Raw genomic sequence first — 23777 nt, 5'->3', positions numbered from 1 at the left:
AAAGGATCACATGACACAAAACCTGTGGGAGCAAAGCGTGCTCCCTCAGGTTTGAGGCTTAACTGATCGGCATTACGCCCAAGGGCGGTCTTTTCGCTGGTGGGTGGTTTTGCGTTCAGGTGCACAGGCCCATGCGTCGCGCGATGGCGATGGCCTGGGTGCGGCTGCTGGCGTGCAGCTTGAGGTTTATGTTGCGCAGGTGGGTGCGCACGGTCGAGTCGGAGACGAACAGCTTTTCCGCCATCGCTGCATTGGACAATCCTTGGCCCAGCAGGTTGAGCACTTTCAGCTCTTTCTGCGTCAGCGGGTCGACCAGTGTGCCGTTGCTGCCGGCTGCGGGCTGAGCGGTGGCGCTGCTGCGCAGCCAGCGTTCGAGGCTGCTGTCATCCGTTGCGTCCTTGTCCTCGCGTTCGTTGTGCAGCTCGCGCAGCATGACCTGCACGGTCGCGCCTTCCTCCAGGAAGGTACGCACGAAGCCTTCGGTCTGGGCGAACTTCAGGGCTCGTTCCAAGGTGCGCAGGGCCATTTTCGCCTGGTTGTCGCGGTACAGCGCCTCGGCCAGCAGAATGCGCAGTTTCAGCGCCCGGCGCCCGCGTTGCAGGCGTTCGGCTTCGGCCAACTCGCTGCGCAGCGGCGCGATGGCCTTGCCGGACGCTCCACTGCGGATCATCCAACGCAGGCGGCCGATGGTCGGGGTCAGGGTGTCGTTGGCGATGCCCCAGTGGGTCGCGGTCTCGGTCCAGGGAAAGGTCTGTTCGGCCAGGGCCAATTGTTCGAGGGCGCCGTTCTGGTCGCCATGGGCCAGCGTTTGCATGGCCCGTTCCAGGCGCGCACTGGCCGAGACGCGGGGCAGACCCAGGCGGTGGCCGACGTTTTCCAGTTCGCTGAGCATTTGCAGGGCGCGATCACGGTCGCCCTTGTCGTCGGCGATGCGGGCCAGCAGGGTATGGGCGGTGATTAGGCCGTCGGAGAGACCGAGATCTTGCACCAGGGGGGTATAGATCAGTAACAGGCGCAGGGCTTCCTCGCACTCGTCGCTTTCATAGAGCGTCTCGGCCAGCTGGACGGCGGCCAGGGCGTTGCCATTGCGATCACGTCGGCGCGAGCCTTCGAGCATGGTCGTGGCCAGGCGCAGGCGCGCGGTCGCTTGTTTGAGGCGGCCGGCCATCATGTCGAGCAGGGCTTCGGCCGATTCGGCGAGGACGAAACCGAACGCGCCAGCGGAATCGCTCTGCGCCCGACGTGCCTCATCGACGTATTGGTGCGCTTCCTGATGTCGGCCGAGGAGGATGCTGGCCTGCGTCAGCGCCTGGTTGAGCATGGCCCAGGCGAAGGGGTATGCGGTGGTCACCTGGGCCAGGGACTGCGTGCCCATCTCGTAGGCCCGTTCGGATTGGTCCATCATCACCAGCAGCATCGGGCGCAAGGCCAGCAGATAGGCTGCGGACTCGCCCGAGAGGGTGCTGCTGTCGATATCTGCCACCAGGGTCAGGGCCTCCTTGGGGCCCCAGGTGAAGGCCGTGCACCAGGCACGGATCAATTGCAGTCGGGGGTGACGCTGAAGCTCTGCTTTCGGTAGTTGACCGATGCACTCGGCCAGCAGGCGCAGACGGCCCTGACTGAGCAGCATGTCGACATGCTGGTGCAGCAGGTCGATGGCAATCTGTGTATTGCCGCACTGCAAAGCATGGCGGATGGCCGGAATGACCCGTCCTTGCGCAAGATAGGCATTGCAGGCGGCCAGGTGCAGGGCTGGCAGCTCTTCGTTGTAACGGCGTTGCATCTGGTGGCGGAGGAAGTCGAGAAACAGGCTGTGATAGCGGTAAAGGTCGCGCTGCTCGTCGATCGGGACGAGGAACAGTTGGTGACGCTCCAATTCGCGCAGCATGTCGAGGCTGTCGCTGCAGCCGCAGATCGCGTTGCACAAAGCCGGGCTCAACTCGTCGAGTAGGCTGCTGCGCAGCAGGAACAGGCGCAGTGGCTCGGGCAGGGCGGCCAGCACATCCTCGGCAAGGTAGGCGGCGATGGCCGCATTGGAACCGGAGAAGGAATCGAGGAACTTGTCGGTGTCGCCGTGGTTCTCCAGGGCCAGCGAGGCCAGCCAGAGGGCAGTGACCCAGCCTTCGGTGCTGCACTGCAGGCGCTCGACCTGGGTGCTGCTCAGGCCGACACCGCGGCGCTGAGTGAGGAAATCCTGGGTTTCCTCGACACTGAAGCGCAAGCTGGCGGCATCGATCTCGGTCAGGCTGCCGCGTGCGCGCAGACGGGCCAGGCCTATATCCGGCAAAGTGCGGCTGCCTATGACTAGGCAGGTCTTGTGCGGAATCGCCTCGATACCGCGGGCCACCAGGCCGAGTACGACAGGGTTGCGAATGGCTTCGAAGTCGTCGAAGAAAATGGCCAGCGGGGCCTGGTGTGTACCGATCTGGTCGAGGATCCAGGCAACCAGATCGGTGTTGCGCAACTGGCCCAGGTCCTGTTGCGGCGCGTCTGGCTGTAGGCCGGCGATGGCGGTGGCGAAACCGCTGAGGAAGCGCGAAACATCGTTGTCGCCAGCGTCGAGGGTAAGCCAGACGGTGGTCATGCGCTGTTGGCGATAGCGGGCCAGCAGTTGGGTCATGAAGGTGGTCTTGCCGAAGCCGGCTGGTGCATGCACCAGCACGGCACGGCTGGTCTCGGCTTGGCCCGCACGGTCGAGCATGGCCTGACGCGGGACTTCGAAGTGCGAGGTGGCGGGAGGCGTCACCTTGGCTCGCGAGATGTAGGGCAAGGAGCGGTGATTCGACGACATCATGAATCCTTCATGGAGGTGCGATGCCTCCGCCTGTTCTTATTGGTTTCTTAAACTATGGGGCAAGCGGTACCTGGCGCAAGCCCTTTCAACGCTTGTGACTAAAACCAGGCAAGGTTAAAACAGCCGAGGAAGCGGAGTCTACGAGGTGTAAATGAGCATTTCGAGGCTGTTTCAAACACCGTATGGCCGACGGCCAGGAGCTCGTGAACGAGTTCTGGGCTGGTTATCGGGCTACCGCCCGCGGTCGCACGGCACTGGCGGGGGATACGGGTTGGCATAGTCCGGTGCGGCAGTACTGCGGTGATCGTCGCTTCCGACGATGTGGTCGGTCAGGGAGGCTCATAGGCTTCGGTCATGCAACCGAAATCGCCAAGAGGAGCCTCCCAATGTCACAGGCAGTATTCATTTACGACGCCGTACGCACGCCGCGTGGTAAGGGCAAGAAAGATGGCGCGCTTTACAGCGTCAAACCCGTGCACATGGCCGCCGGGCTGCTGACCGAGCTGCAGCAGCGGTACGATCTGGATACCTCGCGTGTCGATGACGTGGTGCTCGGCTGTGGCCAGCCCGTGGGCGAGCAGGGTGGCGACGTTGCCAAATGCGTGGTTCAGTACGCCGGCTGGGACGAGAGCGTGCCCGGTGTACAGATCGACCGTTTCTGCGCCTCTGGCCTGGAGGCGGTGAATCAGGCGGCCAGTCGCATTGCCAGCGGTTGGGAGGACTTGATCGTGGCAGGTGGCGTTGAGTCGATGTCGCGCCTGCCAATGGGCGCCGCCGGCCAGGCCTGGATTCAGGATCCGGAAATCGCCTTCAAGTTGCAGTCGGTACCCCAGGGTATCGGGGCAGACCTGCTGGCCGCGCTCGACGGCTATTCGCGCGAGGATGTTGACCGCTTCGCGTTGGTTTCCCAGCAGCGTGCCGCCCATGCACGCGACAGTGGCTACTTCGATCGCTCGGTAGTGCCGGTGCGCGACCTTAATGGTCTGGTCGTTCTCGAGCGCGACGAGTTCATTAAACCAGCCACCACCCTGGAGGCCCTGAGCCAGCTCAAGCCTTCATTCGCGGCCATGGGTAAGCTCGGCTACAGCGACGTAGCCCTGCGCAAGTACCCTCAGGTGGCGCGCATCGAACCCATCCATACGGCCGGCAATTCCTCGGGCATCGTCGACGGCGCCAGCGCCACGCTACTGGGCAGCGAACGTATTGGTCAGCAACTGGGGCTTACTCCGCGCGGGCGGATCGTCGCCACTGCGGTGCTCTCCACCGAGCCGACGCTGATGCTGGCCGGCCCCGGTCCGGCTGCCATGAAGGCCCTGGCCAAGGCGGGCCTGAGCGTGCAGGACATCGATCTGTTCGAGATCAACGAGGCCTTTGCCTCGGTGGTGTTGCGCTTCATGCGCGACCTCGATATCTCGCCGGAAGTCACCAACGTCAATGGCGGTGCCATTGCCCTCGGCCACCCGATCGGCGCCACCGGCGCGATGCTGGTCGGCACGGTGCTGGATGAGCTGGAGCGGCGCAACCTCAAGCGCGGCCTGATCGCCCTATGCGTCGGTGGCGGCATGGGTATCGCCACCATCATCGAACGCCTCTGAGCTACTTCAAAGCCGCTGCGAGTCTGTGCCGTGGCGGATCACTCTTTCTACGAGAAACAACCTATGAGCGCATTCAATTACGAGAAGGACGCCGACGGCATTGTCACTGTGACCATGGATATGCCGGGGCCGGTCAACGCGATGAACCAGTTGTACCGCGAAACCATGGCCGCGACCGTGAATCGCCTAGAGCAGGAAAACGGCCTGACCGGTGTCGTCATCGCCTCGGCGAAAAGCACTTTTTTTGCCGGTGGCGACCTTAACGAGCTGACCGATTTCAAGCCTGGTGATGAAGCCGATTTTCAGGCCAAGATCGAGCTGACGAAGAATGACCTGCGCCGCCTTGAGCGTTTGCCGGTGCCGGTGGTCGCCGCGATCAATGGCGCGGCCCTGGGTGGCGGCTTCGAGATCGCCCTGGCCTGTAACTACCGGGTGCTGCTCAACAGCCCTGCCGCGGTGGTCGGCCTGCCCGAAGTCTCCCTCGGTCTGCTCCCGGGGGGCGGAGGCATCGTTCGTCTGGTGCACCATCTGGGCCTGGAAAGAGCTTTGCCGTTGCTGCTTGAAGGCAAGCGCATGAAGCCGGCGGAAGCGCTGGCCCTGGGGCTGGTCAATGAGCTGATCGAGCAGACTGATGCGTTGGTGCCGGCGGCCAAGGCCTGGATAAAGGCGCAGGTCGGCGATGATGGCGTCAGCCTGCAGCCTTGGGATCACAAGGGGCACAAGATTCCCGGCGGAACTGCGCAGCAACCCCATGTGGCGCAGATGATCGCCGGGGCTCAGGCGATGACAGCGAAGAACACCCGCGGCCTGCTGCCGGCGCCGGAGCGTATTCTCGCTGTGGCGGTGGAGGCTACCCTGCTGGACTTCGATGCCGCGCTGCTGGTGGAAACCCGTGGCCTTACCCACCTGGCCGCCAGCGTGCAGGCGAAGAACATCATCAACACCATGTTCTTCCAGATGAACGAAGTGAACGGTGGCTCCAGTCGGCCGACAGGTTTCGACAAGAGCAAGGTGAGCAAGCTCGGCATCATTGGCGCCGGCATGATGGGCAACGGCATCGCCCATGTGTCGGCCAAGGTCGGCATCGAGGTGATGCTGCTGGATGTCAGTCTGGAGGCCGCCGAGCGCGGCAAGGCCAATGTCGAGAAGCTGCTGAGCAAGACGGTCAGCCAGGGGCGCCTGAGCGAAGCAAAGAAGGACGAGATTCTCGCCCTGATCAAGCCCACCGTGGACTATGCCGACCTGCAGGGCGTCGACTTCGTCGTCGAGGCCGTGTTCGAAAGCGTCGATCTGAAAGGCAAGGTCACCCAGCAGGCTGAAGCGCAGTTGCCTGAGTCTGCCGTGTTTGGCACCAACACCTCGACCCTGCCGATTTCCCTGTTGGCCAAGGCCTCCAAGCGCCCGGCCAATTTCATCGGTATCCATTTCTTCTCGCCGGTGGAGAGAATGCCGCTGGTGGAAATCATCTGTGGTGAGCAGACCAGTGACGCGGCCTTGGCCAAGGCCTTCGACTTTGCCCGGCAGATCGGCAAGACCGCCATCGTGGTCAACGATTCGCTGGGCTTCTTTACCTCGCGCACCTTCGGCAGCTACTTCGACGAAGGCTGCAAGCTGCTCCAGGAAGGTGTTGATCCACTGCTGATCGACAACCTAGGCAAGCAGATCGGCATGCCGGTAGGGCCATTGACCGTACTCGACGAAGTCAGCCTGGAGCTGATGCGTAAGGTCAACGAGACGCAGAAGGAGATGGGCGTGTTTGCCACCGTCTTCGACAACAGCCACAGCGACGCGGTCGGCAACATCCTGATCAAGGAGTACAACCGCCCGGGGCGTCACTATGGCGGTGGCTTCTACGACTACCCGGAAGGCGGCGAAAAGACCATCTGGCCGGGGCTCTACGAGCTGTTCGTCAGGCCGGAGGTGGTGCTGCCGGTCGAGGATATCAAGGAGCGTATGTTGTTCCGTCAGGTTATCGAGGCGGTGAAGTGCTTGCAGGAGGGTGTGTTGCGCTCGGTGGCGGACGGTAACGTCGGCTCGATTCTCGGCATTGGTGCGCCGACCTGGACCGGTGGCTTCTTGCAGTTTGTCAACGGCTATGGCGTCGAGCGTTTTGTTCAGCGTGCCCGTGAGCTTGCACAGACCTATGGTGAACGCTTTGCGCCACCGGTGTTGCTGCTGGAAAAGGCCGCCAAGGGTGAAGAGCTGCGTTAACCCTGGTGGCGGCGCAATTCGTCGCTTCCGACGACCGAAACGGGGGGGGCTGAGCGTAAGTTAAATTCAACGACCCCCCGCGACCCGGGCGCGTAGCTTGGGGGCGGGCGGATTGCACCAATGCCTGAAATGCTTGCGGGTACTGGGCGAAAGTCCTCGAGCCCGTTGACCCCTAGTCTGGTGCTGCCACGGTGGCGCCACCCGATGAATATAACAAGAGAGGGAAACATGAAGCGAAGCAACCTAGCCAGCGTATTGGCGCTTGCCGTCCTGGCCGGCGCCGTTCAATCAGCTTTCGCCAGCGAGGCCGGGCAACTGGGTGGGCCTGAGCTGACGGCGTTCGGTGCGCAGCGTAGCGGTAATGCCGACGGCAGTATCCCGGCCTACTCGGACGAGCCGCTCAGCCTGCCAGCCTGCTACGACAAGGGCGAGCCGACCAACTTCTGTGATCCGTGGAACGATAAGCCGATATTTACCATCACGTCGCAGAACCTTTCCCAGTACGCCGAGCGCCTGACCGAGGGGCAAAAGGCGCTGTTCGCGCGCTACCCCGAATACAAGATGAATGTCTACCAGACTCGGCGTACTGTGCGTTTCCCGCAGACCTATCAGGACAATACGCGCAAGAACGTGGACGCCTGTAAGACCGCCAACGCCGGGGTCAGTATCGAGGGTTGCTATGCTGGTCTGCCGTTCCCGCTGCCGAAGACCGGCAACGAAGTGATCTGGAACCACCAGTTGCAGTACTCCCCGCCCTTGCAAATTAACGCCCGATCCTATCTGGTCGATGGTAGTGCTCGGCGGATTTTGCTGAATGCATTGAAGGTGTTGGAGTCCAGCGAGTTTCTGGATACCACCGACAACGGTCCGAAAGGCAGCGATGCCGAGTTTTGGCGCATACGCTTCTTCGTGTACGACCCGGCCCGGCGTAACGGCGAGCAGACGCTGGCACGCTACCAGGTCAGCGGCGAACAGCGCGCCTGGCAGTACCTTCCTGGCCAGCGTCGGGTCAAATTGGCCCCGGATCTGGCTTATGACACACCGTCGCCAGTGGCGGGCGGCATCACCACCATGGATCAGCAGCGTTTGATCCTGGGGAAACAGGATCGCTACGACTTCAAGTATCTGGGAGTGGAGGAGAAGCTGATCAACTACAACAACTTCGCCGTCTACGACTACAAGGCGTGCTCGGAAGACAAGCTGTTCACAAAGAGTTTCCCGAATCCGGAGTGCATCCGCTGGGAGCTGCACCGTGTGCGGGTGGTCGAGGCCACGCTGAAACCGGGCTTCCGTCATCTGCTACCCAAGCGGCGCTTCTACATCGATGAGGATGCGAGCGGGGCCGGTACTGCCGACAGCTACGATGTCACCGGCAAGCTGATTCGCATCGACAGCATGCTGACCATCCCGAACTATGTGTATGGCTATGGACTGATTCCGGACAATACGCTGACGTTCGATCTGGAGCGAGGTGCTTACATTCTGCCGTCCTTTACGGGTTTCAAGGGGGGCGGCTACGCAGCGATTGGCAACCCCCCGGAGTCCACCTGGTCCCCCGAAAACATGGGGCAGACGGGTATCCGTTGAATGAATAACGGTACAGGCCGCAATCCGTTTCGGGGCGGCCTTGTGCTGTCTGCAAAAAGGATCGCTGGACGCCGGAGGTGCCCCTACCAAGGTGCAGATGCCGGCCTATCCGATGTATTGGACGATGGATGGCAGCAGACAGGCCCGCTTCGGCGGGCCTTGTTGTTTCCGGGCTTCCTATGGCCACTTCTATCGACTCACGTCCCGCTAACTGGATTCGTCGGTTCCGACGACAGGGGTGGGGGCTGTGGAGCGTAACGTCGTCTGTCAGTAGTCATCGTACGGGGCATTCATGCTCCTCTGCCAGGAGTGTTCCGCCGCGATGTTCGGGATGTGCGAGTGGGCTAATAAATAACAAGAAGGAGCCAAGTCTATGAAGATGGCAAGTCGATACCGGGCAGCGGGCGGCAACCTGCTGGTCGCGCCAATGATGGTTTTTTGTGTGGCTGGGCCGGCAAATGCGGTTACGGTCGATCTCGGCAATCCTGATATGTCGCTGCGCTGGGATAACACCGTGCGTTACAACGTGGGTTTTCGGGTGAATGACTGCGATAAGGATATTTGTGGAAACGACGCGGGCGCGGGCGATGTGACGGCCTACCAGTCCGACCGCAAGTTCTCCGATGCCGGCGACGTGGTCACCAATCGAGTTGATATCCTCACTGAGATGGACTTCGTTTACAAAGACCGTCACGGTGCGCGTCTGAGCGCCAGCGGCTGGTACGATCAGGCCTATGACGGTGATGTCGAGGGAGACCGTGCACTCGATGCCAGTGGTGCTGGCAACGGCGCGGGACGTGACGGCGACAACTACAGCCGCTACACCGATCGCTGGAACAACGGCCCCTCTGGCGAGATCCTGGATGCCTTCGTGTTTACCGGCTTCGACCTGGGCAGCGTGCCGGTCAACCTCAAGGCCGGCCAACATAACGTGTATTGGGGCGAATCGCTGTTCTCCTTCGTCAACGGTGTGTCTTACCAGCAGGGCCCGGTGGATATCCGCAAGGCGCTCGCCACGCCGGGCACCGAGGCCAAGGAACTGTTCAAACCGCTCAACCAGATATCCATGATCGCCCAGTTGCAGCCGGATCTGACCGTTGCCGCGCAGTACCTCCTGGACTGGAAGCCGATGCTGGTCCCCAACGGCGGTACCTATTTTGGCGCGATCGATGGCCTGAGCTTGGGCAGTGGGGGCAGCGTCTTCGGCTTGCCCTTTGAGATTACCGATGAGCCGGACAAGAAACACGGCGACTGGGGCGTTTCGGCCCGCTGGTCGCCGCAGTGGCTTGATGGCACCCTGGGTTTCTATTACCGCGAGTACACCAACCGCTTCCCACAGCTGGTGCTGACCAAGATGGTGGTCATTCCCGGTGTGGGTGCCTTTCCGGCGGGAGCGGGTATCGACTACTCCTCGAACAAGCGGGAGAAGTTATATGGCGTGAGCCTGTCCAAGCAGGTCTGGGGTATTTCCTGGGGTACCGACATTACTTACCGCGAGGATGCGGTGCTGGCTACTACGCCGCTTTCTAACTTTGTGCCGGAAGGTACCGCCCCGGATACTTGGGTGCCACGCGGCAAACTGTGGTCCGGCGTGTTCAACGGTGTGGCCTACTTCAGTAAGTCGCCGTTCTATGATGCTGCTTCCTTGACCGCTGAGCTGAACTACTCCTATCTGGACGAAGTCACCGAGAACGCGCAGACGTACAATGGTAAAGGCTACAATTGCGCCGACGACCATAACGCCACCAAGATTGCCTGCCAGACTCGCGATGCTCTAGGCGCGTCTCTGATGTTCCGGCCGACCTGGTACCAGGTAATGCCGGGAATCGATTTGTCCATGCCGTTGTTTGTCGATATCGGTTTGCACGGTAACTCGCCGGTCATGTTCGGTAGCAACGAAGGGCAGGGCACCTGGAGCATGGGCGTGTCTGCGGACATCTATGCCCAGTACAGCGTTGATCTGAAGTACAACGGTTTCATCTCCAAGCATTCGGACGATGAGCTCGGTGCTGGCAGCCTGAATAACTCCTCCCTGGGTAAGTACTGGGATCGTGACTGGGTATCTCTGACCTTCAAGACCACGTTCTGACAGGTCGAGTCGACCACCAGGAGCGATCGCCTGCGCGCGCGGACGGTCGTTCCTGATGGGTGTGCGTTTCGAAAGCCCTGAAGTGAGGTTTGTCATGCTTGCTGGAATACGGTTTTATTCTGCCCCTCTGCCTCGCTCGATTCTCGGGCGTCTGCTATTTGTCTGCTTGTCTCTGGCGACGCCCTTTGTGCACGCGTTCGAGCCTCCGCTACAGGTCGCTGCCGTGCATAGCGAGCGCATGGCTGCCGGTCCGATGCTGGCGATTACCCGCGCCGGTGAGCGTCTGGTCGCCGTTGGCTTGCGTGGAGCCATCCTGTTTTCCGACGATCAAGGGCGCAGCTGGAGTCAGGCGCAGGTTCCGGTAAGTGTGGATCTGGTCGCTGTTGCTTTTGCCAATGCGACCCAAGGGTGGGCCGTAGGGCACGGTGGGGTGATTCTGCACAGCGATGATGCTGGAGCCACCTGGCAGAAACAGCTCGATGGCCTGCAGGCCAGCCAGCTGGCCATCGATTTCTATACCGCGAGCGCCGCTCGAGTGGCGGACGCAGCGGGTTACCTGGAGAAGGAGAAGCGGCTGGCGGTCGATCATGAGACCCAACCATTTCTCGACGTTTACTTTGCCGACGAGCTTCACGGTTATGTGGTCGGCACCTTCAATCGCATCTTCGCTACCGAGGATGGTGGGCGTAGCTGGCTTCCGCAGATGCATCTGACCAATAACCCACAGGAGTGGCACTTCTACGCTGTCACGGGACGCAATGGCCAGCTGTACCTGTCTGGAGAGCAGGGCCATGTCTGGCGTCGCGATGCACAGAGCGAGCATTTCGTCTCGATAGATACACCCTACAACGGCACCTTGTTCGGCGTTACTGCGACCGAGGGCGAGGTCTATGCCTATGGGATGCGCGGTAGCTTCTTCCGCAGCGCGGATCAGGGGCAAAGCTGGAGTCGCACCACGTTGCCACTGGGCAGCAATCTGATGCGGGTACTGCCGCTCGGCGCGCAGCGTCTACTTGTAGTCGCGCAGAGTGGAGAGGCGCTGTTGAGTGACGACGGAGCCCAGATTTTCAAGCCGCTGCGTCTGAGCCAGCCGATGCCTTACTACGGTGCCGTTCTGCTGGGCGACAGCCGCCTGGCGCTTGTCGGTGCCTTGGGGATCAGGGTCGAAGACCTCTGATCGCTGCCTCTACAACAATGAGAAGAACCTGATGATCGACAGCAAGCATGAAGGCGCGGGACTGATGAGCGTCATCCGTGATCCCGCGCTATTCAACCGGCTTTCCGGCAACTTTTTCGAGCGCCTGATCTTCAACCATCGGCTGCTCATCATTGCCTTTTGCGTCATCGCCACGCTGCTCTCAGCCTGGCAGGCACGTAACCTGACGGTGACCACCAGCTTCGACAAGATGCTGCCGCACAGTCATCCCTTCATTCGCAACTTTCTGGACAACCGCGAGCAGCTGCGCGGGCTCGGCGACTCCGTGCGCTTTGTGGTCGAGAACCGCAAGGGCGACGTGTTCGATGCCGAATACTTGAAGACGCTCGGCCAGATGAACGATGAACTCTTCCGTATCCCGGGCGTAGACAGGACCTGGGTCAAGTCGATCTGGACGCCTGTGGTGCGCTGGACCGAGGTCACCGAGGAGGGGTTTGTCGGCGGTCCTGTGATGCCGGGCAACTTCGATGGTTCTCCCGAGACTATCGAACAACTGCGTTTGAACATCGCCCGTGCGGGGGTGGTGGGCAGTCTTATCTCCACCGACTATCACTCCAGCATGATCGAGATCCCATTGCTGGCGACCGTGGACGGCCAGCCGCTGAGTTACCAGGACTTGTCCGAGGCCCTCGAACGCATTCGCGTCAAGTACGAGGGGGCTGATCTCGGCATCTACATCACCGGATTCGCCAAAATCTCCGGTGACATGATCGATGGCATCTACAAGGTTATGCTGTTCTTCATTGTCGCCGCGTTGGTGGCGGCGCTGATCATCTACTTCCACACCCGCTGTGTTCGCAGCACCGCCCTGGTGCTGCTCTGTTCGGTTATTGCGGTGCTTTGGCAGCAGGGGCTGGTGATCGCCTTCGGTGGTGTCCTGGACGCTTTCACCATCCTGATTCCCTTCCTGATATTTGCCATTGGCGTATCCCACGGCCTTCAGAAAATGAACGGCATTGCGCAGGATATCGCCCGTGGTACCCACCCCTGGGTCGCTGCCCGTTATACCTTCCGTCGCTTGTTCCTGCCGGGGCTGATCGCGCTGATTGCCGATGGCGTCGGTTTTGCCGTGCTGGTATTGGTGGATATTCCGATCATCCGCGAGTTGGCACTGTCGGCTAGTCTCGGTTTCGCCATGCTGGTGGTCACCAACTTGATCCTGCTGCCGGTGCTGCTGTCGTTTACCGGTATCAGCCAGGAAGCGGCGCGTCGACACATCATCGAGCACGATACGACTATCCATAAGCTGGGCATCGATCGGGTTTGGAACAGCCTCGACCGTTTCACCGAGCGCCGCTGGGCTGTCCTGGCGATTGCCGTGGCGCTGGGCCTTACGGTGTTGGCGTTGGTAGAGCGCAGCAAACTGCAGGTGGGCGATCTGCACGCCGGCAGTCCTGAGCTACGTCCCGACTCGCGTTACAACCTCGATAACGCCTTCATTACTTCGAGGTTCGGCGTCTCCAGCGATGTGTTTGCAGTCATGATAAAGACTCCCGCAGACCAGTGTGGCTCGTACGAGGCTCTCACCGAGGCTGACCGACTTGCCCGGCAGCTGTCCCAAGTACCTGGCGTCCAGGCCACCGCCTCGCTGGCCGATACGGTACGAGCCTACACCTCTGGTGGTTTCGAAGGCAGTCCTAAGTGGTTCACGATCAGCGACAATAAGGGGGTTCTCTGGCCGCAGGTCAATAATGCCTTGGTGTGGAATTCCCAGTTCCTCAACAGCGAGTGCTCACTGATGCCTGTTTTGGCCTACCTTTCAGACCATAAAGCCGCCACGCTGGATGCTGTGCTGAAGGTGGCAAGCGAGTTCGCGGAACAACACAGTGTGAAGGACCGCCAGTTCTTGCTGGCTGCCGGCAGTGCGGGCATCGAGGCGGCGACCAACATCGTTGTGAAAAGTGTGCAGTTGGAAATGTTGCTGGCCGTCTATTTCGCCGTTGCCTTGCTGTGCCTGATGACCTTCCGCAGCTGGCGTGCTGTAGTGGTGGCCCTCCTACCGCTGGTGCTCACTTCCCTGCTGGCCGAAGCGCTCATGGTGCAGTTGAACATCGGCCTTAAGGTTGCCACCTTGCCAGTGGTTGCACTCGGCGTTGGCGTCGGGGTGGACTACGCCCTGTATCTGCTCAGCGTCCAGTTGGAAGGCCAGCGTATGGGACTTTCCCTGCAGCAGGCATACCGTCGGGCCATTCAATTTACTGGCAAGATGGTAGCCCTGGTCGGCGTCACCTTGGCGGTAGGTGTAGTCACCTGGGTATGGTCACCGATCAAATTCCAGGCCGATATGGGGATCCTGCTGGCGTTTATGTTCCTCTGGAACATGCTGGCTGCGCTGGTGCTGATTCCCGCGCTGTCGCACTTTTTGCTTAATGGCCGGCATTTTCATGTAGCCCAGGCGAAGGCTTTTGCCGAGCAAGGCAATTCTATGGGAAGGCTTCAGGCGACAGGTCATTCGACCCGTGCTGAGAGTGTGAGGGCATCTGTCTGACGTTTCCTGCACCTATGCTGTGGCGATGCAGCAGGGGTGCGCAAGTCCGTTTACGCGCATCGACACGAGCTAGTCTGGTGCATGCGCGTAGCGAGATCGTCCGTCAGGGCAGAAGGGCAAGGTCGATACGGCAGACCGTAACCTAAGGTTCTGCCGCCGCTCGCGGGCAACCCACCCATGTCGAGAAAATTTGATGCGCTGACGAGGTAGGGGGAGCGAGCGGGGGGAAGTGCGGTTTACTCAGTCGTACCGGGTTTGTGAAACAGTACGGTTTCGGTGAATTCCACGACCTTTTCGCCACGCTGGTTTTTGGTAACGTGCAGCAGGTCGAGAATGGTAAAGCCGCTACTGCTGATGGCTTTGATCTTGGCTTCGCCTTCTACGTGCAAGGTGTCACCAGGGAATGCGGCGGAATGAATGCGTGCCTGCAGCCCAGTCATGCCTGCAAAGTTGCCCACGGCATGGCCTTCGAGGACGTCGGCGACAACCTTCATCAGAATCGGTGAGACTAAACCCATCGAGTAGGAGATGATCATTGGCCCCGGGGCAAAGCGGTTCTGGTGGGCGCCGGACATGTTGGCCTTCAGGTATTCCATGTCGATGAAATAGGGCTCATGAAAGCCCGTGAGGTTGACGAAATTGACGATGTCGGTCTCGGTGATGGTGCGCCGATGGGTGACAAACTTATGGGTGGGAAACTCTGCTGCATTGGTTTCGGACATCGATGGTGCTCCTTCGCTGTTTCAATAAAGGTCCGCAACGCCCATGCGTAGCGGCCTGGCAGCTATTGTGGAAACAGCGGGGAGCGGCGGTATCGTCGCATCCGACGAATCTGTGAGGGTGGTCGCGCTCCATGCATGGGGCTGTATGCACCAAGGCTATCAAGCGCAGACCGACGGATGCGCGAAGCGCACCCAACAGCTTTAGATTTTTTCGACCTGATGCACAGTCCACCACAGGATGTTGGGCATCCAGCGCCGCAGTCTCCAGGACATGGCCGTCATCGGTCCGGGAAACACCCACAATTTGTTGCCCTTGAGTACACGCTCAATCTTGTTCAGTACCACTTCGGCGGTAATAGGCGGGAACACGTCGAAGATCTTTGGCCATACCGTCGATTTGGCTTGATCCAGTAGCGGCGTGGCAACGATGGGTGGGCACACGCAGACGATGCGCACTCCGCTGTTGCGGGTCTCGTGGAACAGCACTTCGGTGTAGGCGGTGACTGCATGTTTGGCGGCGTTGTAGGCACCCATGTAGATGATCGGCCAATGACCCGCCATGGAGGCGTAGCTGACGAACTCCCCGCGGCCACGGGCGATCATCTTCGGCAGTGCGGCCTTCGACAGATTGACCATGCCGCCGAAGTTGATCGCCATGATGTTCTGAATGACCTCGCGCGGCTGTTCCATCAGCAGTCCCAGCGGCATGATTGCGGCGGCGTTGGTCAGTCGGGTGATGGGGCCCAGCTCGGTTTCGCAGCGCTCGACCGCTGCTTCCACAGCGCTGGGGTCGGTGATGTCAACTACCAGTTTCAGCAGCCTGGGTGAGGAGCCCAATTGGTTGAGGCCGGCTTCGTTGATGTCCATGGCTGCGACAGCCCAGCCATCGGACAGCGCGCGCTTGGCGCTGAGTTGCCCGAGGCCACTACCGGCACCGGTAATGAACAGAACATTCTGATTCATGGAGCACTCCAGTTTGTTGTTCCCGGTTATCCGCCGCCGGGTTTTGTTTGGGTTATTTTCAATCTTCACGGCGGGTTACCTGTCGTCGTTTCCGACGAGATAGGGCCTCGGCCAGCCCATCGCTTTTTATCGTCATCACTTTCGAGGCTTCCGGACGCCCGCTGGCACCGGCCTGCATCGCCGCCGGCGAGCTGGCGCAGCGACGAGCTAACTCAATGAATCGGTTAGCAATTTTTCATCGTGCCGATCCACTTTTGGAAATCCATGGGGGATTGCTTGTAAGCGCCGTCCTTGAGCGATTATGCCCCTGGTCGGAGAATTTTCTTTACCCGCTGCAAAACCGTCGGAACCGACGAGTTGACCCAGACACCTCGCGCAGACTCTGAGCGCCCTCAGAAATCAGCAGAGGGCGTGAAAAATATGAGCAGGGTGGAAGAAGTCAAAAGACAGGCTGTGCGCCTGATGGCGGATAAGGGTTTCGAGGCCATGTCGTTGCGCCAGCTCGCGGCGGCGCTCGGGGTGCGCTCCGGTTCGGTGTACACCCACTACGAAAGTAAAGGTCAACTGCTCTTGGATGTGCACTGCGAGTTCTTGGAAGACCTACTTTCTACCTGGTTGGAACAACGCCCAAAGCGCTTGGACAGTGTGCGGATGCTGCAACGCTTTGTGAGCGTCTACGTCAGCTTTCATTACGCAAGGCGGGCTGAAAGCCGCATCGTTCAGCTGGATTTTCGTAGCCTTGATGAAGCGGGTAGGGCGCAGGTCAGCGAACTGAGATCGCAGTATGACGCTGAGTTGGAAACGATCCTGCAGACAGGTGAACAGCGAGGTTTTTTTCAGTTTGAGGACCTGCGTAACACGTGCTTGGCAATGTTCTGCGTGTTGCAGGGTGTTTGCGCTGGCGAGGCATTGCCCGAAGCGCGTGCCCTGGAGGTGTGTCTATCCAGCATTTCGCGGCTTGCCGGCATCCCTGCGCCACCTCAATCCCGCCTGCATGGCGAACTGTATGTCACGGGCCGAGTTGCCACCGCGCTTAAGGCCTCCATCTCCCAGGATCAAAAGCATCGAGGCTGAAGTCTCCGTACAGGGAATGCGCTTTGTCGTGGGAGGGATGGGCGGTATTCCGATTCCGCCTCGACCCGCAAAGGTCGATTGACCAATGGTTCGAACGAAATTCGTCCAAAACGACGATTGGACGCGCGCCCTCCATCCCTAAAGTACGAAGCGTTGAAACCAGTGGCGACGAAATTCGCGTGACGGCCAACGCCAGGGTCTTCGAGCCCAACCTGCGCGCCGAAACAGTCTGGCGCGCCGCGAATCAGTCGGCCTGCGCATGGCCCGCAAAAAAAAGTGGTGTTGGTCAACAACGACAAAGCCCTCAACACCCGTTCATTCCTGATTTGAGTGCCCTTTGATGAGCCAGCCTGAACTGTTGATCACCTCCGGCGCCGTGCTGCTGAGCTTGCATGGCGGCGTTGCCCACTTGCACCTGAATCGCCCGGACGCCGCCAATGGTCTGGATATTCCCACTCTGCAAGACCTTATCGCGGCGCTGATGTGCTGCCATGGCGAGCGGCGTGTTCGGGTGGTATTGCTCACCGGGGCGGGCGCGAACTTCTGCGCTGGTGGCGATGTGCATACCTTTGTCGGCAAGGGTGACGATTTACCGGAGTACATCCGCCAAGCCACGGTGTATTTGCAGGCTGCCATCAGCGCCATGATCCATTTGGATGCACCGGTAATTGCCGCTGTGCAGGGCTTTGCCGCGGGTGGCGGCGGCATGGGGCTGGTGTGTGCGGCAGATGTGGTGATCGCGGGTGAGTCAGCCAAGTTTCTTGCCGGAGCCACTCGCGTGGCCATGGCGCCGGACGCTGGTTTGTCGGTGACCTTGCCGCGCCTGGTAGGACCACGCAAAGCCACTGAAATGTTGCTCATGAACCCGGTGGTGAAAGCCCCGGAAGCGCTCGCAATGGGCTTGATCAACCAAGTCGTCGCAGATGCTGAGTTGCAGACTACCGCCATGGCCTACGCCCAGCAGATGACCGAGGCCGCTCCCCTGGCTTTGGCCGCGACTAAACGTTTGCTGTGGGCGGGCATTGGTCTTGGCGTCGATGCCGCGATGCCGGAAGAAAGCCGTACCGTTGCCGAGCTGTGCCGCACCCGTGATGTGCGTGAAGGGCTGGCGGCGGTGATCGAAAAGCGCGCCGCGCAGTTCGAGGGCCAATGACCATGCGTGCATTGACCGGTCAACGGGCTTTTGTCACCGGCGGTTCCAAAGGTATTGGCGAAGCCATCGTTCGGCGTCTGGCAGCCGAGGGCGCCAAGGTCGTGATTGCCGCGCAGGATATGATCAGCGCCGAGCGGCTGGCCGATGAAGTGGGCGGCCTGGCCGTTCGCCTGGATGTCACCGACCTGCTCGAAGTAGAGCGTGTGGTGACCATGCTAGGTCCATTCGAAATTTTGGTTAACAACGCTGGCTATGACCAGCATGACTTCTTCACCAAAACCACGGTGGAGCAGTGGCGCTACTTGTTGGCGGTCAACCTCGAAGGCGTATTTGCCTCAACCCACGCCGCGCTACCGGCGATGCAGGCGGCCGGCTACGGGCGAATCATTAATGTCGGGTCAGAGGCTGGCCGTCAGGGCTCCAAAGGTGGTGCCGTGTATGCCGCTGCCAAGGGCGGCGTGATCGCCTTCAGTAAATCCATTGCCCGGGAAAATGCCCGTTATGGCATCACTGTCAATGTGGTCGCGCCAGGACCAGTGGATACGCCTTTGCTGCGCAAAGCCCTCGACCGTGGCGGTGAAAAATTGTTGGCGGCCATGGAGGCCTCCACCCTGGTGGGGCGCTTGGGCGAGCCGGATGAAGTGGCAGCTGCCGTGGTGTTTCTCGCCAGTCGTGACGCCAGTTTTATTACCGGCGAAACCCTTGGTGTCTCTGGTGGGATGGGTTGCTGATGCGCGGTCAAAACGAGGCGGTGGAACGGGTAATTGCCCGCATCCAGACCGTGTACGGCCGCTGGCGTCGGCACACGCCGATTGAAACCTTGCGCCGCGATTGGGATGACTTGTTTTGGGCCGATAAGCTGACGTGTGAAACCCAAGACGCCAGCGCCAACGGTGTGCCGGTGCGCTGGATCAAAACGCCCGGTGCCGCCGAGCAGCAGGTGTTGATTTATCTGCATGGCGGCGGATTCAAAATGGGCTCGCTCACCTCTCACCATGACCTGATGGTGCGCCTTTCTGTGGCCGCGGGTTGCAGGATCCTGGGTGTCGATTATCGCCTGCTGCCTGAGCATGGTTTTCCCGAACCCCTGCTTGATGTACTTGCGGTCTACGACTGGTTGGTCGCCCAGGGTTTTGAACCCGATCAACTGGCCATCGCGGGGGATTCCGCGGGTGGTGGGTTGGCCGCCGCGGCCTTGCTGGCCCTACGCGACAAAGGCCGCCCGTTGCCGGCCGCCGCTGTGTTGCTGTCGGCCTGGACCGACCTCAGCGCCAGTGGCGAAAGCTACCTGACCCGGGCCGAGTCTGACCCCATTCACCAACGCCCAATGATTGTTGCCCTGGCCGCGCAGTATCTGGGGAAGGACGGCGATCCGTTCGACCCTTTGGCTTCGCCGCTGCACGGCGATCTGACCGGTTTGCCGCCGTTGCTGCTCCAAGTCGGCGACTGCGAAACCGGTCTGGACGACAGCACTCTGTTTGCCGCCAAGGCCCGCGCAGCTGGGGTTGCGGTTGAGTTGCAGGTATGGCCGCAAATGTTCCACGTTTTCCAACAATTCGCCGCCGAGCTGGCGGAAGCACGCGAGGCCATCGCTTGCATCGGTGCGTTTTTACGCAAGCACTGGAACCTAAAATGAGGACTGCACTGTGAGTATCGGTATCACCGGATTCGGCGCCTATATCCCGCGCCTGCGTTTGAGCCGGCAAGCCGTGGTAGCGGCCAATGCCTGGTACGCCCCCGAGCTGAAAGGCAAAGCCCGTGGCCATCGCGCCATGGCCAACTGGGATGAGGACAGCATTACCATGGCGGTCGCGGCTGCACGCGATGCCTTGGGCGGACAGGACCTGCAGGGCCGAGTGCGCGAGGTGATTCTCGCTTCGTGCACCCTGCCGTTTGCCGAGCGCCTCAACGCGGCAGTGGTTGCCGAAGCGCTAAACCTGGGTGAGTACACTGGCGCCAGTGACGTCACCGGCTCGCAGTGCGCGGCCCTGGCCGGTTTTTCCCAAGCCTTGGCCAGTGCCGCTAGCGCCCCAGGCACTGTGTTGCTGACAGCCGCCGACAACCGCCGCACCCGCGCCGCCAGCGCCCAGGAGCTGGATTACGGTGATGGCGCTGCCGCGCTGTTGTTCGGTCGTGAACAGGTGATCGCAGAAGTGCTCGGCCAGGCGGCGTCGAGCGTCGACTTTATCGACCACTTCCGCCTCACTGGCCGCGAGATCGATTATTTCGGCGAAGAGCGTTGGGTGCGTGATGAAGGCGTTAGTCGCTGCATGCCCCAGGTGATCAAACGCGCCCTGAGCGACAGCGGCGTGGACGCCGAAGCGGTGGCACATTTCATCTTCCCCACCTCGCTGGCGAAGATGGATGCGCAACTGGCCCAGGCCTGTGGCGTTCCTGCCGAAGCGGTGGTCGATGGCCTGGCGGCAGAAGTGGGTAACACTGGCGTCGGCCATGGCCTGTTGCTGCTGGCCAATGTCCTGGAAAGTGCCGAGCCGGGGCAGGTGATCGTGCTCGCCCAATTTGGCAGCGGTGCCCGCGCTGTGGTACTGCGGGTGACCGATGAAATCAAACACTTCACCGCTCGCCGTGGCGTGTCCGGCTGGCTGGCCCGTGGCCGTGAAGAGCTCAGTTATACGCGCTTTCTCACCTACAAGGGCCAGTTGCAACTGGAGCGCGGTGTGCGCGGTGAGCAAGACAAAAAGACCGCGCTGAGCACAGCCTACCGCCATCGTCGCGCCATTCTCGGCCTGGTGGCCGGGCGTTGCCGTGTGAGTGGTGACGTGCATTTCCCACCCTCACGGCTGACCTACACCCCCGATGCCGCCGCCCTGGATACGCAGGACGCCCATCCCCTGGCTGACCGCCTTGGCCGGGTGCTGAGCTGGTCCGCCGAGTCACTGTCGTCCTATATGGCGCCGCCCCATCACTACGGGCAAATCGACTTCGAGGGGGGCGGTCGCATCCTGATGGAATTCACCGACGTCGCCAAGGGCGAAGTGCAGACCGCGCTCGAGGTGGAGATGGTCTTTCGCATCAAAGACATCGACGACCTGCGCGGTTTCAAGCGCTACTTTTGGAAAGCCACCCCCGTTCACACCCCCGCGCCGCAAGCGCCGTTGGAGTAATTCGTCATGCCCATTGGTATCAAAGACAAAGTTGCGATTCTCGGCATGGGCTGCTGCCGCTTCGGCGAACGCTGGGACGCCAGCCCGGAAGATTTGATGGTCGAGGCTTACAGTGAGGCCATGGCTGATGCAGGCATCTCCCCGGAGCAAATCGACGCCGCCTGGTTCTCCACCCACATGGAAGATGTGGGCACCGGCCGTGGCGGTACACCGATGAGCATTGCCCTGCGGTTGCCGAACATTGGCGTAACCCGAGTAGAGAACTTCTGTGCCGGCGGTTCGGAAGCCATTCGCGCGGCGGTGTATGCGGTGGCCTCTGGCGCCTGCGATATCGCCTTGGCCCTGGGCGTGGAAAAGCTGAAAGACACCGGCTACGGTGGCCTGCCGGTCGCAACAGTCGGTACCTATATTCCGCAGTGGTACCCCAGCGCCGTGGCCCCGGCCAATTTCGCTCAACTGGCCTCGGCTTACCAGGCGCGTTTTAACGTTGACCCGCAGCTACTCAAACGGGCCATCGCCCATGTGTCGGTCAAAAGCCACGCCAACGGTGCCAAAAACCCCAAGGCGCACCTGCGCAAAATCATCACTGAAGAGCAGTGCCTGAAGGCGCCGATCATCGCTGAGCCCCTGGGCTTGTTTGATTGCTGTGGGGTTTCCGATGGGGCAGCGGCAGTGATCGTCACCCGCCCGGACATTGCCAGGGCCATGGGCAAGACCGATCTGGTGACCTTCAAGGCCCTGCAAGTGGCAGTCTCCAATGGCTGGGAAATGCAGGGCAATGGCTGGGATGGCAGCTATGTGCACACCACCCGCATTGCCGCCAGGAAAGCCTACGCCGAAGCCGGCATCACCCGGCCACGTGAACAGATCAGTCTGACTGAGGTGCACGACTGCTTCTCCATCACCGAGTTGGTGACCATGGAGGATCTGTTCCTCTCTGAGCCAGGTATGGCGGTGCGCGACGTACTGGATGGCGACTTCGACGCTGAAGGCCGAGTGCCTTGCCAGATTGACGGCGGTCTCAAGTGCTTCGGTCACCCGGTCGGCGCCAGCGGGATCCGCATGCTCTACGAAATCTACTTGCAGCTACAGGGGCGCGCCGGTCCGCGACAGTTGCCAGACCCGCGTACCGGGTTGATTCACAACCTTGGCGGGCAGCCATCACAGAACGTTTGCTCGATTTCCATCATTGGTAGAGAAGAAGACTGATGGCCATCCTGATTGATGATCCCGCCCCCGGCGTCCGGCGGTTGCTGATTAACCGTCCCGAGAAGCGCAATGCGATAAACCATGACGTACGCCAGTCACTCATCGATGCGTTGACTGAGGCGCGTGAGCAGGCGGCTTGTCGAGCCATTATCTTGGGAGGCGTTGGAGGGATGTTTTCCGCTGGTGGCGACATCGCGACCATGGCCGATCTGGACGAGTCCGGTGCGCGTGAGCGAATGCAGCACATCCATCAGCTCTGCCGTTTGTTGGGGCAATTCCCGATGCCTGTCATATCGGCAGTAGAAGGCATCTGTGCAGGAGCGGGAGTTGGACTGGCGTTGCTGGGAGACGTTGTGCTCGCCGGCACCAAGACTCGGTTTCTGTTCCCTTTTCTGAAGCTGGGTCTCTCTCCCGATTGGGGATTGCTGCGAACACTACCTGCCCGAGTGGGTGTCGCCGAAGCAAAGCGCATGCTGACCCACGGCCAATACATATCCGCCGAGGAGGCCGTCGTCGCGGGTTTGGCGGATGAATGTGTTGGTCTAAATGTGATGGACTCAGCAGTCAGCCTGGCGTGCAGGATGAGTCGTTTACCGCGCGACGCGTTTTCTCGAATGAAAAATCGCCTGGATCACCCGTCGGCGAGCTTGGCCGAAGAGCTGCAGCGCGAGGAAGACGACCAGGCGGTGCTGTTGCTCGGTGCCGATTTTCGCGAAGGTTTTGCCGCTTTTGCAGAGAAGCGCGAGCCGCAGTTCACCAGCACCGTGGACTACCTCGTATGAGCACACCGGTGGTGGTAGAGCGCAATGGCGCGGTGGCTATCTTGCGGCTGAACCGTGTTGAAAAGCGCAATGCACTGGACCTCAGCATGCGTGTCGCCATCGCCAGCGCCATGCAGGAACTGGAGCGTGACAACGGTGTGGCGGTGATCGTGATTACCGGCGGTGATAGCGTGTTCGCCGCTGGCGCCGATCTCAATCTGCTGGTGGATAAAGACGCCCAACAAGTGGCGGAGCTGGACCTGGGCCAGTACTGGGCGCCTGTGGCGAAAAGCCAGAAGCCGCTGATTGCGGCGGTCAGCGGCTTTGCCCTGGGGGCGGGCTGCGAGTTGGCGATGATGTGCGACATCCTGGTCGCCGACAACTCGGCGCGCTTCGGTCAGCCCGAAGCGAGGGTGGGCATTATGCCCGGCGCTGGCGGTACTCAGCGTTTGCTGCGTGCCGTGGGTAAACCAGTGGCCAGCCTGATGCTGTTGGCCGGTGAACTGCTCAGCGCCGAGCGCGCTAGCCAGTTGGGTTTGGTCAGCGAGTTGGTGACGGAGGGCAGCGCCTTGGCGCGCGCCATCGTCCTCGCCCAAGCCACGGCAACCATGCCGCCCAAGGCCTTGCGAGCAATCAAACGGGTGTTGGCACTGGGCGCCGATCAATCGCTGGACCTTGCACTGGCCTTGGAAAACCGCGAATTCCTACTGCTGTTCGACACGCAGGACAAAACCGAAGGCATGCGTGCATTCCTTGATAAACGCCCGCCGCGTTACACGGGAAACTAAAT

General features: G+C 60.8%; 17 protein-coding genes. 14 read left to right on the top strand and 3 right to left on the bottom strand.

Features of this window, described 5'->3' with window-relative positions; genetic code table 11:
* Nucleotides 1-115 precede the first annotated feature (115 nt).
* Entirely contained in the window at nt 116-2791 is a 2676-nt protein-coding gene (locus V7773_RS22555) for a LuxR C-terminal-related transcriptional regulator (protein ID WP_336075233.1), read from the bottom strand.
* Between the two features lie 389 nt (nt 2792-3180).
* On the opposite strand from V7773_RS22555, the gene V7773_RS22550 reads away from it, so the two are divergent.
* The 6 genes from V7773_RS22550 to V7773_RS22525 all read left to right on the top strand — a co-directional run bounded on the left by V7773_RS22550 (nt 3181) and on the right by V7773_RS22525 (nt 13980).
* Nucleotides 3181-4389, top strand: a complete 1209-nt coding sequence (locus V7773_RS22550) for an acetyl-CoA C-acetyltransferase (RefSeq protein ID WP_092344533.1) — start codon at nt 3181-3183, stop codon at nt 4387-4389.
* A 63-nt stretch (nt 4390-4452) separates the two neighbouring features.
* Nucleotides 4453-6600 (top strand): 3-hydroxyacyl-CoA dehydrogenase NAD-binding domain-containing protein, encoded by a 2148-nt coding sequence (locus V7773_RS22545; protein ID WP_336075229.1) that lies wholly within the window; start codon nt 4453-4455, stop codon nt 6598-6600.
* Nucleotides 6601-6828: 228 nt separating this feature from the next.
* Nucleotides 6829-8187 (top strand): DUF1329 domain-containing protein, encoded by a 1359-nt coding sequence (locus tag V7773_RS22540; protein WP_336075227.1) that lies wholly within the window; start codon nt 6829-6831, stop codon nt 8185-8187.
* Nucleotides 8188-8560: 373 nt separating this feature from the next.
* Complete coding sequence (locus V7773_RS22535; RefSeq protein ID WP_336075225.1) at nt 8561-10276, top strand: DUF1302 domain-containing protein; 1716 nt, start codon at nt 8561-8563, stop codon at nt 10274-10276.
* 223 nt (nt 10277-10499) lie between these two features.
* Entirely contained in the window at nt 10500-11453 is a 954-nt protein-coding gene (locus tag V7773_RS22530) for a WD40/YVTN/BNR-like repeat-containing protein (protein ID WP_336075222.1), read from the top strand.
* A 31-nt stretch (nt 11454-11484) separates the two neighbouring features.
* Nucleotides 11485-13980 carry an efflux RND transporter permease subunit gene (locus V7773_RS22525; RefSeq protein WP_336075221.1) on the top strand — a complete coding sequence of 832 codons (2496 nt, stop codon included), beginning with the start codon at nt 11485-11487 and terminating at the stop codon, nt 13978-13980.
* 236 nt (nt 13981-14216) lie between these two features.
* Here V7773_RS22525 and V7773_RS22520 read toward each other — a convergent pair whose 3' ends face one another.
* The gene (locus V7773_RS22520) at nt 14217-14702 is read right to left on the bottom strand and encodes a MaoC family dehydratase (protein WP_063321836.1); all 486 of its coding nucleotides are present in this window, start codon (nt 14700-14702) and stop codon (nt 14217-14219) included.
* Nucleotides 14703-14903: 201 nt separating this feature from the next.
* A complete protein-coding gene (locus V7773_RS22515; RefSeq protein ID WP_336075220.1) occupies nt 14904-15665 on the bottom strand; it encodes an SDR family NAD(P)-dependent oxidoreductase in 762 nt (253 codons plus the stop codon).
* A 291-nt stretch (nt 15666-15956) separates the two neighbouring features.
* Between V7773_RS22515 and V7773_RS22510 the strand changes: the two genes are divergently transcribed.
* The 8 genes from V7773_RS22510 (at nt 15957) to V7773_RS22475 (ending at nt 23775) form a co-directional block, all read left to right on the top strand.
* Nucleotides 15957-16739, top strand: a complete 783-nt coding sequence (locus V7773_RS22510) for a TetR/AcrR family transcriptional regulator (protein ID WP_336075219.1) — start codon at nt 15957-15959, stop codon at nt 16737-16739.
* A 340-nt stretch (nt 16740-17079) separates the two neighbouring features.
* Nucleotides 17080-17892, top strand: coding sequence for an enoyl-CoA hydratase/isomerase family protein (locus tag V7773_RS22505; protein WP_336075217.1), 813 nt, complete (start codon nt 17080-17082; stop codon nt 17890-17892).
* A gap of 2 nt (nt 17893-17894) precedes the next feature.
* Complete coding sequence (locus tag V7773_RS22500; RefSeq protein ID WP_336075215.1) at nt 17895-18623, top strand: SDR family NAD(P)-dependent oxidoreductase; 729 nt, start codon at nt 17895-17897, stop codon at nt 18621-18623.
* Complete coding sequence (locus V7773_RS22495; RefSeq protein WP_336075214.1) at nt 18623-19528, top strand: alpha/beta hydrolase; 906 nt, start codon at nt 18623-18625, stop codon at nt 19526-19528. Before V7773_RS22500 ends, V7773_RS22495 begins: the two co-directional genes overlap by 1 nt.
* Before the next feature lie 10 nt (nt 19529-19538).
* Nucleotides 19539-21017: a hydroxymethylglutaryl-CoA synthase family protein gene (locus V7773_RS22490; RefSeq protein WP_336075212.1), complete on the top strand. Its 1479-nt coding sequence runs from the start codon at nt 19539-19541 to the stop codon at nt 21015-21017.
* Nucleotides 21018-21023: 6 nt separating this feature from the next.
* A complete protein-coding gene (locus V7773_RS22485; RefSeq protein ID WP_092142475.1) occupies nt 21024-22226 on the top strand; it encodes an acetyl-CoA acetyltransferase in 1203 nt (400 codons plus the stop codon).
* On the top strand, nt 22226-23008 hold the full coding sequence (locus V7773_RS22480; RefSeq protein ID WP_092225452.1) for an enoyl-CoA hydratase/isomerase family protein: 783 nt from the start codon (nt 22226-22228) through the stop codon (nt 23006-23008). The genes V7773_RS22485 and V7773_RS22480 overlap by 1 nt, the downstream gene beginning before the upstream one ends.
* Nucleotides 23005-23775 carry an enoyl-CoA hydratase-related protein gene (locus V7773_RS22475; RefSeq protein ID WP_092412215.1) on the top strand — a complete coding sequence of 257 codons (771 nt, stop codon included), beginning with the start codon at nt 23005-23007 and terminating at the stop codon, nt 23773-23775. Before V7773_RS22480 ends, V7773_RS22475 begins: the two co-directional genes overlap by 4 nt.
* Nucleotides 23776-23777: the final 2 nt, after the last annotated feature.

The sequence above is a fragment of the Pseudomonas sp. 3JA genome (assembly GCF_036961705.1).
GTDB classification, from domain to species: domain Bacteria; phylum Pseudomonadota; class Gammaproteobacteria; order Pseudomonadales; family Pseudomonadaceae; genus Aquipseudomonas; species Aquipseudomonas fluorescens_Q.
The sequence above is the reverse complement of the archived record's forward strand: the minus strand, read 5'-3'. Positions and strand labels throughout refer to the sequence as shown.